Source organism: Bordetella holmesii, from assembly GCF_020735985.1.
GTDB lineage: Bacteria > Pseudomonadota > Gammaproteobacteria > Burkholderiales > Burkholderiaceae_B > Bordetella > Bordetella holmesii.
The window spans coordinates 915611-929657 of record NZ_CP085973.1 but is presented as its reverse complement, the minus strand read 5'-3'; the positions used below and the strand labels follow the sequence as shown (position 1 = coordinate 929657).

The window sequence follows — 14047 nt, the reverse complement described above, 5'->3', positions numbered from 1 at the left end:
TCAAATTTAAGGATCACGCCACCCCATGGCCGAAACCAGCCTCGCCCGCATGATTGCCATCCTGGATCTATTCAAGAGCCCTCGCGCGGCATGGCCGGCCGAGGCTATCGCCGAGGCCATGAGTTACAGCGTGCCGACGGTCTATCGCTATGTCCGGGAATTAGTGGCCTGCGGATTGTTGCGCCGCGACGTGGGAGGGACGTTTGTGCTCGGGCCTGCCGCCACGGAGCTGGATTACCATATCCGCACCGGCGACCCACTCATCACGGCCGCGGCAGCGCCGATGGCGGCGCTGGCAGCGGACACCGGCATGGACGCCGTCCTCGCCACCATTTGCGGCGCCCGCATCATCACGGTGCATCACGAATTAGGCGCAGATCCTGCGCGCATGAGCTTCGGACGCGGGCGGCGCATGCCGATGTTCCGAGGAGCCATGTCCTTGTGCATCATGGCCGCGCTGCCGCGCGCCCAGATGCGCAAGCTGCATCAAGAGTGCGGAGATGCCCCCCCGGATCTGAGCTGGGACGAGTTTGTCGATGAGGTCAAGCAGCTACGGCGCCGGGGCTATGCCTACACCGAAGGGGCGCTGGACCCCAACTTGGCCGGACTGGCACTGCCATTCACCGAGCCCGACCGGCATATCGTGGCCTCCCTGGGGCTGGTATCCAGGCAGACGCGGCTGGCCACTAGCGACAAAACGCCATTGTTGGCCGCGTTGCGTGAGTGCGCCCAACGCATTCACACCACGCTGGGCAGCGCATGCACGGCGGGCCCTACGGCCGCTGACCTCAATGCACATGCGGCGCCGACAGCAGGCAGCTTATAGCCCGGAGACGGCCATATCGCCGGGATAGTCGATCGAAAACTTCAACACGGCGTCACGCGACTGCCCGGGGTGAAGTGTCCAGTTCCAGGTGAGTTTGCCATCCTCGCCTTTGTGAGCGTCGCTCGCGCCAATCAGCTTGACCACGATTTTCTCGTGACGAGAAACCGGCAGGCGATCGCTGAACACCACCTGCGCGTCACTGCTTTTGTTGTTTTTGATGGTGAATCTGTACTCGTAAGTCTGCCGCCGGCCATTGCCGGAAAAGCCGGTGTTCTCCGTTTTCCGCTCCAGCAGAGTGCGCTTGATGGCTATGCCCTCGTCCGCTCCCAGCGCCAGATCCACCTGCTCGGCCGGCATCACGGTTGGGATTTTGCTGGTGGCCAGAAAAGCATCGCCCAGGAAACTGTTCAACGATCCGGCCAACAGGGGATAGTCGGTGGCATTGCTCACTCTGGCCGTAAGATACGCGGTCTCGCGCAGGGCCGGCACCGCCTCGTACTGCAACTGCGCCGGCAGGCTCGCTGTCGTTATCGCCACGCGTTGCGTCGCGCTGCCCGAGGGTAGTGTCGCCGGGCTGTCGATCGCAAAAGAGGCACTGGTCTGCTCGTTATGCACCTTGGCCTGCGCCAGCTCAGCCGCATCATCTGCCTCGCTGGCAGGGCGCGCGCTGTGTGACCGTTCGTAACTCAGGGCTGCCACCGGGGCTGGCGGCGGCGCGACCGCTTGATCCAGTATCCAAGGATGTTGCGTGGGAGCCGCGCCGCCCAGAGCCGGACGGGCCGTCGACAGCGTCAGCCTGACCTTGCTCCAATCCTCGCCAGTGTTCTGCTGCACGACGCCGAAATAAGTCAGCTCCACATGGCCATCTTGTTTGCCCAACCGCACATCATAAGCAGGCGTCCAGCGTGCGCCAGGCACGGCATACGAAAGCCCCAGGTCCACCTTGCCCGCCTGCGCCAGCTTCAGGCGCAACGTCACCGCCTTGTTGCGACGGCCGAGATCGCCGCGCAGTTGCTGTTGGCTGTCCTGCAAGACGGCCAACTCGCGCCCGAGCTGCTCCCGCTCGGCGGCAACGCGTCGCAAACCGGCCAACGCGCCCGACAGCGTCTGGGCGCTGGCGGCCTGGATACCGTTGAGTTGCTCCAGCGACAGGCGCGATCCGTCGCGTGCGGGCTCGGCGGCACCGCGCTGGACGAGCATGACCCATTCGCGCTGATTGTCCAGAACGGCGGCCTCATCCTCCAGGCCAGCCAGGCGCGCCTGCAACTGACGGACCTGCTCATCGACGGCCCTCAGACGCTCGTTACTGTTCTCTGCCGTCAGCGCCGAGCCGGTTCGTACGTCCAGGAGCGTGGCCTGTCCCTTGCTCTTGGCCGCGATCTGAACCGAGTTGTCCTGCAAGGTGGCGGGCAGTTTATCGAACACCAATTCGTGCTCGCCCGCGGGCAGATCGACGCTGGCATGACGCGCCACGACGGCGCGGTCCTGATACACGGTGACCGCATCTATCGTGGAAGACAGCGATGCTGCCATGCCCGCAGCGGGCAACGCCATGCCAAAGAGAAACAGGAGCGGAGTGCGCACGGCGCCACCTATGCAGAGAGGGTACGCTGCACTGTAGCCTGCACGTCCATCGCCAGGTTTACAGAACATGACAATGACGACAGGGCGCTACCGCGGCGCCGTACCCGACCCATTACCGGTAATAGACGCAGATGCGCTGCCCGTCGAGCTCGTGCACGGCGATCGGCAGCGCATAGAGCTGGCTGAGAATCTCGGAGCGGATGATTTGTTCAGGATTTCCCTGGTACGCGACATTACCCTGACACATGGCCACGATGTGGTCGGCATACGCCGAAGCGAAGTTCAGATCATGCAACACGATGACCACGGTTTTGCCTAGTTCGTCGGCGGCACGGCGCAAGATGCGCATCATGGCCACGGCATGCTTCATATCGAGGTTATTCAAGGACTCATCGAGCAACACGTAGCGCGTGTCCTGGCACAGCACCATGGCCACGAACGCACGCTGGCGCTGGCCTCCCGACATTTCGTCGAGGAATCTTCCCGCCAGAGGTTCCAGATCAAGATAGGAGATGGCACGGTCGATGTGCTTGCGATCCTCGATGGTGAGCCGCCCGCCGGTGTGCGGATAACGGCCAAAGGCGACCAGGTCGCGCACCGTCAGCTGCAGCGGCAAGTGATTGTCCTGCCGCAGGATCGCCAACCGCCGGGCCAGCTCGCGGCTGTCGCTGCGCGCGACATCCAATCCGTCTATCAGCACTTGTCCACCACTCACAGGCAACAGGCGACTGACCATGGACAACAGCGTGGATTTTCCAGCACCATTAGGTCCGACAATGGCCGTGATGCCCGCGTCGAGCAAGACCAGGTTGACATCGTCAACCACGACGCTTTGCCCATAACGTTTGCTGAGCGATCGAAGTTCTATCATGGGCGTGCCTTGCGCAGGATCAGGATAAGAAAGAGCAGGCCGCCGATGAATTCGATCACCACGCTAACCGTGGTGCTCAAGCCGAGCACGCGCTCCAGCAGAGTTTGTCCGCCCACCAGGAATATCACGCCCCACAGCACGGCAGCGGGCACGGTCAACGCATGGCGGTCACTCGCCATGCTCTGATAGGCCAGATTGCTGACCAGGAGACCGAGAAACGTGACCGGCCCGACCAGGGCCGTGGCCACGGCTACCAGCACCGCCACACCCGCCAGCGTGGCCAGCAAGGTGTTGCGATAGCTGACGCCGAGATTGATCGCGATTTCCCGACCCAGCGCCACGACATCGTACCGGCGACGCATTCTCCATAAACCCAGGCTGACCAGCAGCGCCACCGCAGCGGCCAGTGGCAACAGGCCGGTTCGTACACTGTTGAAACTGGCAAACATTCTGTCCTGCAGCACAAGAAACTCGTTCGGGTCGATCAAACGCATGGCAAAGCTCGAGAGGCTGCGAAACAGAAGGCCAAACACGATGCCGACCAGCATCATCCGATGCAGGCTCTGTGTCGCCCCGGTAAAGAGCCAGCGAAACAACAAACAGGCGAATCCTGCCATGGCGCCAGCCTCGAGGACGAATTGCCATACCGGCGGTTGCCCACTCAGCGCATTGAGTCCAAAGCCGTAGACGACGGCGGCCTGGATGGCCACATAAAGCGCATCAAAGCCCATGATCGACGGCGTCAAGATACGGTTATGCGTGATGGTCTGAAAGAGTACCGAGGACAACGCCACGCAGTAGGCCACCAGCACCATGACAAGTAACTTTCCACCCCGAAACGGAATGACGAAAGACCACTGCCCGCGCGCATCCAGCGTCATGTAGGCAATGCAACAAAGCAGGGCCATGGCGGCCAGAAGCCCCATGCGAGTGGGCTTGCCGCGCAGAGGGTCAACCAAGACGCCCCCTTTTGCTAAGTAGCAGCCACAGAAAGATCGCGCTGCCCACCACGCCGACGACCGTGCCGATCGGGACCTCATAGGGATAAAGCAGCAGCCGGCCAAGAATGTCGCAGGCCAGCACGAACACTGCGCCCAGCAACGCCACCCAAGGAATGGCGCGCCGCATGTTGTCTCCCATGACCAGACTCACTGCATTGGGCACGATCAACCCCAGAAACGGGATGCTGCCCGCAGTCACCACCACCACGGCGGAAATCGCCGAGACGATCAATAGCCCGACCATGGTCAGCCGCGCATAGTTCAAACCCAGATTGGAAGCGAAGTCCTTGCCCATGCCGGCCACGGTGTAACGGTCGGCGGCCAGGTAGGCCACACAGGTCAGTACGGCGCCTAGCCATAAGAGCTCATAGCGCCCTCGCAGCACGCCCGAAAAATCGCCCGTCGTCCAGGCATGCAACGACTGTAAAAGATCGTGCTGCAAGGCCACGTACGTCGTCACGGCATGGATTACCCCACCGAGGATCAGGCCGATCAGCGGAACCAGAAACGGACTGCGCAAGGGAACGCGGCGCAACAGCGCGAGAAACACCAGGCTGCCGGCCAGCCCGAAGCCGGTGGCCGCGAGCATCTTGGCAAGAACGGGCGCGCCAGGCGCCAACAAAGTCACCACAAAAATGCCAAGCGTGGCCGACTCCATGGTGCCCGCCGTGGAGGGTTCGACATAGCGGTTGCGCACCAACATCTGCATCAGCAGCCCCGCCACCGCCAGCGACATCCCGGCCAGCAGCAGCGCCACCGTACGCGGCACACGGCTGACCAGCAACAATTGCCAGGCGCGATCCGCCTTCGCAGGAGCAAACAGATCCGCGTAGGCAAACTGCCCCGCCCCCAACCCCAAGCTTGTCATGCACAAAGCGAGCAGGAGTACGCACACGGCAGCCAGCGCGCAGGACTGCCTGCGCCGCGCAACCTCGGCCATGCTTATTTCGCAAGTGCCGCGTCGACTTCCTGCACGCTTTGCTGCAACGACGTCAGACCGGCAGCACCGAGCGAATACCAATTGAACGCGTCAAGGTAAACCACATGCTTGTTTTTCCAGGCTTTGGTCTGGCGGACGAGCTCATTGTCGAGCAAGGCGTTTGCCGATGTGCCTTCGCGCCCGATGGCGGCATCGCGATCGATGACGAACAGCCAGTCAGGGTCGACCTGCGAGATGAACTCGAAAGAGACGGCCTGACCGTGATTGGAGACCTTCAGATCGCGCGCAGCGGGCGTCACACCAAAGGCATCGTGGATGACACCAAAGCGCGATCCGGGGCCATAGGCGCTCATCTTGCCTCCGGTCGTCAACACGATAAGCCCGGTGCCGGCTTGGCCAGCGCGCGCGCGCAGCGCGGCAATCGAAGCGTTCAGGGCAGCGAGTTTTTCATCGGCCTGCGCCTGGCGGCCATAGATGCCGGCCAGGGTGTGCGTATTACGTTGCACGCTTGCGACCAGATCCTTGGGATCGACGGTCAGATCGACTGTCGGCGCCAGACGAGCAAGCTCGGCATATTTGGGCGCCGAGCGCCCGGCAACAAAAATCACGTCCGGCCCCAGGCGGTGGATCGCCTCGTAGTCCGGTTCGGACATCGACCCGACCTTAGGGTAGCGTTTGTCCGCGTACTGCGCCAGATGATCCGGCCATTTGGTGGCAGACGGTACACCCGCGACGTCCACGCCAAGCGTATGCAGGGTGTCCAGCACGGCCAAGTCCATCACGACCGTTTTGGCCGGATTCGGCGGTACGTTCGTGCTGCCTTGCGCATGCGCGACCTCGGCGACCGACACGAAAAAAGGAGAGGCGGCGAGCACGGCACCAGCCAGCCAGCGGCGCAGCCCTGGGTATTGAGACATGTTTTTTCCTGGTTACAGCGGCTGCTTTAGGCAGCCAATTTTACAAATAGGAATTGTTCTCAATATAACAGTATCTTCAGCTTGCCGACAGCTACGCCCCCTGCACTAAACCCATCCGTTTTTCATAAAGTGTTTCGGGTGATTTCAGTATTGACGGTTCCCCTGGGGCGGCTGTTTTTTGCGCTCATGGAAAACACATTTTCATTGCAAACCAGGCACGGAATAGCAAGTAAGGTTGGGTTTACTCCAGCCTCGGCGATGTTTCTCGCATCGCTGCATTACTCTGATGTCCAGTTCTCTCCCCCTGCATCCATTGCGCATCCTTCATGCCGAAGCCGCGACCGGCCTCGGCGGTCAGGAACGGCGCATTCTCAAAGAAATGGCCGCCATGCGCGAGCGCGGCCACCACGTTGAACTCATCTGCCAGCCCCAGGCGCAGATGGCCGCCAAAGCGGCCGAACTCGGTTTCACCGTGCACCGTCTGCCCATGGGCGGAATGGCAAACCTGCTGCGCGGTTTGCCGCAAATCCGGCGCATTCTGAAACAAGGGCACTTCGACGTCCTGAATACCCACAGCCGCATCGATACCCTGCTGGCGGGCATCGGTGCGCGCCTGGCACGCACCCCCCTGGTCGTTCGCACCCGCCATCTCAGCAATCGCGTCAATTCGATGCTGGCCTATACCTGGGTGCCGCACCGCATCAGCACGGTGAGCAACCACGTACGCGACTATCTGATCGAGCGCGGTGTGCCTTCGGCCCGCATGGAGACCATTTACTCCCCGATCAAGCTTCCACCCGCCGATCTTCGATCCACCCTGCGCGCCGAACTCGGGCTGTCGGATCAAGACATCGTGATCTGCAGTGTGGCCGTGCTGCGAGCCACCAAGGGGCACCCCGAGCTGATCGAAGCGCTGCAACCGGTAATCAAGGCAGATCCGCGCGTGCATCTGGTCATCGTTGGCACAGGCTCGCCCATGTTCGAGACCCTGCAGTCCCTGATCAACGCGCATGGCCTCGAAGGTCGTGTCCACATGATGGGCTTTCGGGATGATGTCCCAAATATCATGGCAGGCAGCGACATTTTTGCCTTGCCTACCCGCAAAGAAGCGTCCGGCCCCGTGTTCGTCGAAGCCGCCGCGTGTGGACTGCCCGTAGTAGGACTGGATGTGGGCGGCGTCAGCGAAATGCTGCACGACGGAGAAACCGGCATGCTCGTGCCCCCGGACGACATCGAGGCACTGCGCGCTGTCTTGCAGCGCTTCATTGCAGAGCCCGAGTTACGCCGCCTGATGGGTCAAGCGGGCAAGCAGCGGGTGCGCGGGGAAGACAAGTTCTCGCTGCGGCGCTTGGCTGAGCGAACCGAACATGTGTACTGGCGTTGGCTGCGCGAAGTCGCGCCCACGCGCTTTGCAAGCTCCCGCAGTCAAACCCAATAAAACAACGGCGCCCTTGGGCGCCGTTGTTTTATTGGCCAGGCCGATTACTTGCTTTCGGCAGGAGCTGGTGCTGCCGGCGTTTGCGGCACGTCAGCCGGAGCACTGGGCACCGACGGAGCAGCGGCCGGCGCTTGCGGGACCGATGCGGCGCCACCAGTGGCCGGCGTGCCCGGAGCCTGAGGCACAGAGCGATCCTGGAAAGTTTGCATCACGCCGCTCTCAACGGTGGGGCCGCTACTGCCCTTGTGCGACATATACGCCAGGCCAGCCGTCGTGGCGAAAAAGACCACGGCCGCCCACTTGGTGCTGCGTGACATGAAGTTGGCGGCACCCGTGGCACCGAACAGGCTGCCGGCGGAACCGGAACCAAACGACGACCCCATGTCAGCGCCCTTGCCCTGCTGCAATAGCACCAAGGCAATGATGGTAAGCGCCGAGATCACCTGGACGACAAGCAGGATGGTAAGCATCAAAGACATTACAGACTCCGAACGGAAACTTTAGTTTGCGGCAATACGCAAGAATTCTTCGGCCACCAGCGAGGCGCCGCCAACCAGCGCGCCATCGATGTCGGCCATGGCAAAAAGCGTGGCGGCATTCGCGGCTTTGACGCTACCGCCATACAGCACCTGAACCTGCGCTGCGCCCAACGTGGTCAATGCCGCCCGAATGGCGGCATGGACTTCCTGAGCCTGCTCGGGCGTCGCCGACAATCCGGTGCCGATGGCCCAGACGGGCTCATACGCCAGAACCATACCCGCCACAGCCTCGCGGCCCAATGCCAAAACGGGTGCCAGTTGGCGCTCGATGATGGCCAGCGTTTGGCCAGCCTGGCGTTCAGCCAGAGACTCGCCCACACAAACGACCGGCACGAGCCCCGCGGCCAACGCAGCACTTGCCTTGTCGGCCACTTGTTGATCGGTCTCACCGTGCAAACTGCGGCGCTCGGAGTGCCCGGCCAGGGCCCAACGGCAGCCGAACTCTTTCAGCATCGACGCTGAAACCTCGCCGGTAAACGCCCCCTTGGCCTGGGCATTGACATCCTGCGCCCCCCAACTGACGGTGCTGCCCGACAATTCGGCATGTGTCTGAGCCAGATAGGGAAACGGCACACAGACACCGATCTCGCAATGCGAGACGGGGTCGGCGGCGCGCAGGGCAGCCAGCAGGCTGGCATTTTCGGCCAGGCTGCCATGCATCTTCCAGTTGCCCAGCACCAGGCGGGTACGACGAGTGGCGGCGTTTTCGGTCATGCGCTCTATGGGTTGAAAGCTATTCACAAATGGTGAAGTCCGGTCGGCCAGAAAGGCCCACCAGACACTCGCCAAGATGAGGCGCAAAGCCTGCCAGGCGAGTCAGCGGAGCGCAGAAAACCCCCGCACCCCGGGTTAAACCCACGATTGTATCCTGTTGGAGCGGTTTCCGCCGCCCCAAGGGTGTTACACGGTGAGGATGATCTTCCCGACCTGTTCGCCAGCTTCCATCATGGCGTGCCCCTTGGCGGCCTGCTCCAGTGGCAAGGTGGCATGGATGATGGGCTTGATCGCGCCTTGCTCCAGCAACGGCCAGACTCTCTGGCGCAGGGCCTGGGCGATCGCCCCCTTGAACGCTACCGGACGCGGACGCAGCGTGGACCCCGTCACCGTCAGACGACGACGCATCAGATCCGCCGTGTTGATGGTGGCCTTGGAGCCGCCTAGCTGGGCAATGATCACGACGCGCCCATCATCGGCCAGGCAGCTCAGATCACGGCCGATATAGTCGCCAGCCACCATATCCAGCACCACGTCAACGCCCTTGCCGCCCGTCAAGGTCTTGATTTCCTGAACAAAATCCTGGGTTTTGTAGTTGATTCCCTTGGCACCGAGCCGCTCGACGGCGGCCACGCGCTCGTCGCTGCCCACGGTCGCGTAAACCGTATGCCCCAAGGCGCACGCAATCTGAATCGCTGTGGTGCCGATACCACTGGCCCCGCCATGCACCAGCAGGGTTTCGCCGGCCGACAGCGCGCCACGATCGAACACATTGCTCCAGACCGTGAAATAGGTCTCGGGCAGGCCGGCGGCCTCGACGTCCGACAAGCCCTTGGGAATCGGCAGGCATTGGAGTGCGGGCGCGACACAGTATTCGGCATAGCCGCCTCCGGCCAGCAAGGCGCAGACCTTATCGCCCACTTTGAAGCCGCCCGCCGCGGCATCGCCGCCCACGATCTCGCCGGCCACTTCAAGGCCGGGCAGATCCGAGCTTCCCGGCGGAGGCGCGTAATTACCCATGCGCTGAAACACGTCTGGCCGGTTTATGCCCGCCGCGGTCACCTTGATCAGAACCTCCCCGGCTCCGGGTTCGGGCGTGGGTCGCTGGGCCGGCACCAGCACTTCGGGGCCGCCTGGCTGGCTGATTTCCACTGCGCGCATGAATTGTCTCCGTCCTTCGTTGAGCAAATAGATTATTATGACGCCCTTTACGGAAAACCTGCGCCACGTCCTGGCGGCCAACAGGGTTTCATGACGCCTTTGGCGGCGTCGAATCAAGGAAGCGTGGCCGAGCGGTTGAAGGCACCGGTCTTGAAAACCGGCAAGGGTTTATACCCTTCGTGGGTTCGAATCCCACCGCTTCCGCCATACACACTGTGGCAAGCCAGGCGCACAGCAGTATGGCGCGATAGATTTGCAGTGCAATGCGCACTCTGCCCGAGTGGTGAAATCGGTAGACACAAGGGACTTGAACAATTTGAGCCCTCCGGAGGAAACTCCAGAGGTGAAGCCCGTCAAATTCGGCGAACGCCCTGGATGCCCCGGCATCCGAGCCAACGCCGAGCCAAGCCCAGGCCCCGGCCCGGGAAGGTGTAGAGAGCAGACGGCGGGCACCTAAGGCTGCAAGGCTAAGGTGAAGGCGTGCTCCAGACCACCAACAGCGCGCGCTGGCGGCGAAAGCCGAAGTGGTAAGAAAATCCCTCGCCGCAAGGCGTGCCGGTTCGATTCCGGCCTCGGGCACCAATTCTCTGCCAATAGACCTCAACACGAGGTCTATTTTTTTATCCGAAACCCAACTCCCATGCAGCTTTACGGGCACCCATCGGCCGCCCAAGTCAACGCATAGCGCCCTACCTTGCAAGACCTCCCCTGAAGATGTACCTCGCCCCTTTCAGGTCACAGGAAACGATCCCGACGTGCAGGCGATCGACGCACGGAGATGCCGTGCTGCCGGACCGTCGGGATTCCCGAACGCTAAGGGCTACATCAATAGAACTTGGATCGTAGGCCGTGTGCAGCCGCGTCTACGGCAGGTTGGCAGGCCGGCGATGGAACCACGGCCGGGCCGCCTCGAGCTGGCCAGCTAGACTAAACAGGAGAGCTTCTTCACCCTGCGCCGCAGCAAACTGCACGCCTATCGGCAGGCCCACGCTGTTCCAGTGCAGCGGAATGGACATCGCCGGCTGCCCGCTGGCATTGAAGTATGGAAGGAAGGCGGTGTATTTCAACGTTGCGCTGCGATGCGCAACATAATCCTTGTCGGCCGCGTACACGCCCAGCTCTACCGGAGGGCTCGCCAGCGTGGGCGTCAACAAAACATCGTATTGGCGCATGAGGCGGCCCAAATGCCGGCCGGTGGTGTGCATCAGCGAGATCGCTTCGAAATACTCAACCGCGCTATGGCGACGGGCAAAATCGACGGCCGTGAAAATAGACAGTTCCAGGTCCTCTTCGGTGGCCTTGCGGCCCAGCGCCTGTTCCCGCGCCTGAACCGCAGACGCCGTGCCAGAAGCCACGATGAGGCGCATGGCGTGGCCGAAGCGTTCGTACTCGATGGCCGCTGGAAAGTCGATCGGCTCAACAATGTGCCCCAGCGACACGCACAGCGCGGCCACATCCTCCGCCGCGGCGACGCAATCCGGATGGGTGGTCTCGCCGGAAGGTGAGCGAGTGACAAGGCCTATCCGCAATCGGCGGGGCGCCTCCCCCACCGCTTTCAGATAAGAGCCGCCAAAAAGCGGAGCTGTGTACGGGGTGCCGTCATCCGCACCTTGGCTGAAATCCAACGCGGCGGCGCTATCGCGGACCGAGCGAGACACGACATGATCTCCAGCCAGGCCACCCCAGCCCTCGCCGCCATTGGGGCCGGTGGGCGTACGCATGCGCGAAGGCTTAAAGCCGAACAGGCCGCAAGCCGAGGCAGGAATGCGCAAAGACCCGCCGCCGTCGCCGCCGTGAGCCACAGGGACAATACCGGCGGCAACAGACGCCGCTGCTCCACCGCTGGACCCGCCGCTGGAGCGCGAGATGTCCCACGGATTGCGGGTCGGTCCACCATAGGCAAGGGCCTCTGTCGTGCAGTTGACGGCGAACTCAGGCGTGGTCGTGGTGCCAAAGATGGCAAGCCCGGCGCGGCGATAACGCGTAACCAATTCAGAATCTTCGGAGGACACAATCCCCTTGAAGAATCGAGAGCCATTGCTCAAGGGCATACCGACTGCGGTCGCGCCAATATCTTTCAACAGAAAAGGAACACCATAGAACGGTCCGCTACGCGACGCCTGTTCGATGCCCTTTTTGCCGATATCTTCGTCGTAGTAGGCAACGCAGTTAAAGACCGGATTCCGAGTTCTGATGCGTGCAATAGCTTCCTGCAGGAGCTCTGTCGGCGACGTTTCACCGCGCCGAACCGCCGAGGCCAGGTCAAGGCCGTCACAGTTTTCGTATGTATTCATGGTTTGAATGGAGTAGTCAGGGGCAAAAAAAAAAAGGTTCATCGCGGAATAGCGTGGAGCCGTGCTTGATTGCCGTTACGCTTGATCCTTGATTTTTCAAGGATCAAGGCCGGGATCATGCTGGACCGCAAGACGATCGAGAGGTTGGGTGGGTGGGAAGGTTATCGGGTGGAGCGGGTCGTGTGGCCTGAAGGTGAGAGCCGGACGGTCACGATTTACCTGAAGCCTTCAGCGCGAACGATGCACTGCGAGCACTGCGGCAACCGATGTCGGCAGGTGCATGAGACGACCACGCGCCGGGTGCGGGATCTGCCGCTAATGGCGCTGCGAGTGACGCTGGTAGTGCCGCGTCGGCGGGTCTGGTGCGAGCAGTGCGGTGGACCGCATCTGGAGAGGCTGAGCTGGCTGGGCCGTTACCAGCGAGTGACCGACCGGCTGGCCGAGGCGGTCAGCCAGTTGCTTGAGTCCAGCAACATTCTGGCCGTGGCGCGCTTCTTCCAACTGGGTTGGCACACGGTCAAGGCGCTGGACAAGGCCCTGCTGCGACGGGCGATCCAAGAGCCGGACTGGAGCCAGATCCACTACCTAGCGATGGACGAGTTCGCTCTACACAAGGGCCATCGTTATGCCACGGTCGTTGTCGATCCGATCCGCCGTCAGGTGCTATGGATCGGTGATGGCCGCTCGCGCGAGACGGCCAGAGCCTTCTTCGAACAACTGCCAACTGGGGTTGCCCAGCAGATCCGGGCCGTAGCGATCGACATGACGACGGCCTATGAGCTGGAGATCCAGGCCAACTGCCCCAACGCCGAGATCGTCTACGACCTGTTCCACGTCGTGGCCAAGTACGGCCGTGAAGTGATAGACCGGGTGCGTGTAGACCAAGCGAACCAGTTGCGGCACGACAAGCCGGCCCGCCGGGTGATCAAGTCCAGTCGCTGGCTACTGCTGCGCAATCGCAAAAACCTCGATCCGTGCCAATCGGTAAAGTTGGACGAGTTGCTCCAGGCCAACCAGCCCTTGCTCACCGCTTATCTGATGCGCGATGAGCTCAAACAGCTGTGGTTCTACCAACACCCCGGCTACGCCCGCCAGGCATGGGATCACTGGCTGCAACAGGCTCGGGGCAGCGGCATCGCCGCCTTGGCTCACTTCGCGCTCAAGCTAAAAGCCTATCTGCACGGGATTCTGTCTCGCTGTCGCCACCGGCTCAACACCAGCATCGTCGAGGGCATCAACAACACCATCAAAGTCATCAAGCGCCGCGCCTACGGCTACCGCGATCAGGAGTACTTCTTCCTCAAGATCCGGTCTGCATTCCCCGGTATTCCTCGATGAACCCAAAAAAAACGCCGCGGATGCGGCGTTTCCTGGCAAACCGAGTGACAACGATTCAGAGCGCCTCTTCGTCGGATTCACCCGTACGGATACGAATGGCCTGCTCGACGGGCGTGACGAAAATCTTGCCATCACCGATCTTGCCCGTGCGTGCGGCCTTCAAGACGGCCTCGATCGCCTGGTCGACCAGATCATCGGCCAGCACCACCTCGACGCGGATCTTGGGCAGAAAGTCCACCACATACTCCGCGCCGCGATACAACTCCGTGTGCCCCTTCTGGCGTCCGAAGCCCTTGACCTCGGTAACCGTCAGACCGCTGACGCCGACCTCGGCCAGCGCCTCGCGAACCTCGTCGAGCTTGAACGGTTTGATGATGGCGGTAACTTGTTTCACTTTCGCAGTCCTGGAGATTGTTGTGGCGTG

Annotated in this window: 13 protein-coding genes and 1 tRNA gene; 4 read left to right on the top strand and 10 right to left on the bottom strand. The window is 62.0% G+C overall.

Annotation, left to right across the window (positions count from 1 at the left end; translation table 11 throughout):
- Positions 1–25 precede the first annotated feature (25 nt).
- Entirely contained in the window at positions 26–826 is an 801-nt protein-coding gene (locus LK440_RS04360; protein WP_005014918.1) for an IclR family transcriptional regulator, read from the top strand.
- Here LK440_RS04360 and LK440_RS04355 read toward each other — a convergent pair.
- From LK440_RS04355 to LK440_RS04335, 5 genes are all read right to left on the bottom strand, one after another.
- Positions 821–2410 (bottom strand): mucoidy inhibitor MuiA family protein, encoded by a 1590-nt coding sequence (locus LK440_RS04355; protein ID WP_005014920.1) that lies wholly within the window; start codon positions 2408–2410, stop codon positions 821–823. The genes LK440_RS04360 and LK440_RS04355 overlap by 6 nt on opposite strands.
- Before the next feature lie 112 nt (positions 2411–2522).
- Positions 2523–3281, bottom strand: a complete 759-nt coding sequence (locus tag LK440_RS04350) for an iron ABC transporter ATP-binding protein (protein WP_005014922.1) — start codon at positions 3279–3281, stop codon at positions 2523–2525.
- Positions 3278–4207 carry an iron chelate uptake ABC transporter family permease subunit gene (locus tag LK440_RS04345; RefSeq protein WP_005014928.1) on the bottom strand — a complete coding sequence of 310 codons (930 nt, stop codon included), beginning with the start codon at positions 4205–4207 and terminating at the stop codon, positions 3278–3280. Before LK440_RS04345 ends, LK440_RS04350 begins: the two co-directional genes overlap by 4 nt.
- Before the next feature lie 25 nt (positions 4208–4232).
- Positions 4233–5222, bottom strand: a complete 990-nt coding sequence (locus LK440_RS04340; RefSeq protein WP_005014929.1) for an ABC transporter permease — start codon at positions 5220–5222, stop codon at positions 4233–4235.
- A 2-nt stretch (positions 5223–5224) separates the two neighbouring features.
- Positions 5225–6139 carry a siderophore ABC transporter substrate-binding protein gene (locus tag LK440_RS04335; protein WP_005014930.1) on the bottom strand — a complete coding sequence of 305 codons (915 nt, stop codon included), beginning with the start codon at positions 6137–6139 and terminating at the stop codon, positions 5225–5227.
- A gap of 286 nt (positions 6140–6425) precedes the next feature.
- Between LK440_RS04335 and LK440_RS04330 the strand changes: the two genes are divergently transcribed.
- Complete coding sequence (locus LK440_RS04330) at positions 6426–7577, top strand: glycosyltransferase family 4 protein (protein ID WP_005014931.1); 1152 nt, start codon at positions 6426–6428, stop codon at positions 7575–7577.
- 44 nt (positions 7578–7621) lie between these two features.
- On the opposite strand, the gene secG is transcribed toward LK440_RS04330, so the two are convergent.
- The 3 genes from secG to LK440_RS04315 all read right to left on the bottom strand — a co-directional run bounded on the left by secG (position 7622) and on the right by LK440_RS04315 (position 9991).
- Entirely contained in the window at positions 7622–8056 is a 435-nt protein-coding gene (gene secG / locus LK440_RS04325) for a preprotein translocase subunit SecG (RefSeq protein ID WP_005014932.1), read from the bottom strand.
- A 21-nt stretch (positions 8057–8077) separates the two neighbouring features.
- Positions 8078–8830 carry a triose-phosphate isomerase gene (gene tpiA, locus LK440_RS04320; protein ID WP_005014933.1) on the bottom strand — a complete coding sequence of 251 codons (753 nt, stop codon included), beginning with the start codon at positions 8828–8830 and terminating at the stop codon, positions 8078–8080.
- Positions 8831–9016: 186 nt separating this feature from the next.
- Positions 9017–9991 (bottom strand): NAD(P)H-quinone oxidoreductase, encoded by a 975-nt coding sequence (locus tag LK440_RS04315; protein ID WP_005014935.1) that lies wholly within the window; start codon positions 9989–9991, stop codon positions 9017–9019.
- A 117-nt stretch (positions 9992–10108) separates the two neighbouring features.
- Here LK440_RS04315 and LK440_RS04310 point away from each other — a divergent pair.
- A tRNA-Ser gene (locus tag LK440_RS04310) sits at positions 10109–10198 on the top strand.
- Positions 10199–10854: 656 nt separating this feature from the next.
- Here LK440_RS04310 and LK440_RS04305 read toward each other — a convergent pair.
- Positions 10855–12327 carry an amidase gene (locus LK440_RS04305; protein ID WP_005014938.1) on the bottom strand — a complete coding sequence of 491 codons (1473 nt, stop codon included), beginning with the start codon at positions 12325–12327 and terminating at the stop codon, positions 10855–10857.
- A gap of 75 nt (positions 12328–12402) precedes the next feature.
- On the opposite strand from LK440_RS04305, the gene LK440_RS04300 reads away from it, so the two are divergent.
- Positions 12403–13623, top strand: coding sequence for an ISL3 family transposase (locus tag LK440_RS04300; protein ID WP_005012861.1), 1221 nt, complete (start codon positions 12403–12405; stop codon positions 13621–13623).
- Positions 13624–13678: 55 nt separating this feature from the next.
- On the opposite strand, the gene LK440_RS04295 is transcribed toward LK440_RS04300, so the two are convergent.
- Positions 13679–14017 (bottom strand): P-II family nitrogen regulator, encoded by a 339-nt coding sequence (locus tag LK440_RS04295; RefSeq protein ID WP_005014939.1) that lies wholly within the window; start codon positions 14015–14017, stop codon positions 13679–13681.
- Positions 14018–14047: the final 30 nt, after the last annotated feature.

Coding starts and splice junctions, on each gene's coding strand:
- LK440_RS04360 (WP_005014918.1), top strand. CDS start 26: ATGGCCGAAACCAGCCTCGCCCGCATGATTGCCATCCTGGATCTATTC.
- LK440_RS04350 (WP_005014922.1), bottom strand. CDS start 3,281: ATGATAGAACTTCGATCGCTCAGCAAACGTTATGGGCAAAGCGTCGTG.
- LK440_RS04345 (WP_005014928.1), bottom strand. CDS start 4,207: ATGGGGCTTCTGGCCGCCATGGCCCTGCTTTGTTGCATTGCCTACATG.
- LK440_RS04340 (WP_005014929.1), bottom strand. CDS start 5,222: ATGGCCGAGGTTGCGCGGCGCAGGCAGTCCTGCGCGCTGGCTGCCGTG.
- LK440_RS04335 (WP_005014930.1), bottom strand. CDS start 6,139: ATGTCTCAATACCCAGGGCTGCGCCGCTGGCTGGCTGGTGCCGTGCTC.
- LK440_RS04330 (WP_005014931.1), top strand. CDS start 6,426: ATGTCCAGTTCTCTCCCCCTGCATCCATTGCGCATCCTTCATGCCGAA.
- secG (WP_005014932.1), bottom strand. CDS start 8,056: ATGTCTTTGATGCTTACCATCCTGCTTGTCGTCCAGGTGATCTCGGCG.
- tpiA (WP_005014933.1), bottom strand. CDS start 8,830: ATGACCGAAAACGCCGCCACTCGTCGTACCCGCCTGGTGCTGGGCAAC.
- LK440_RS04315 (WP_005014935.1), bottom strand. CDS start 9,991: ATGCGCGCAGTGGAAATCAGCCAGCCAGGCGGCCCCGAAGTGCTGGTG.
- LK440_RS04305 (WP_005014938.1), bottom strand. CDS start 12,327: ATGAACCTTTTTTTTTTTGCCCCTGACTACTCCATTCAAACCATGAAT.
- LK440_RS04300 (WP_005012861.1), top strand. CDS start 12,403: ATGCTGGACCGCAAGACGATCGAGAGGTTGGGTGGGTGGGAAGGTTAT.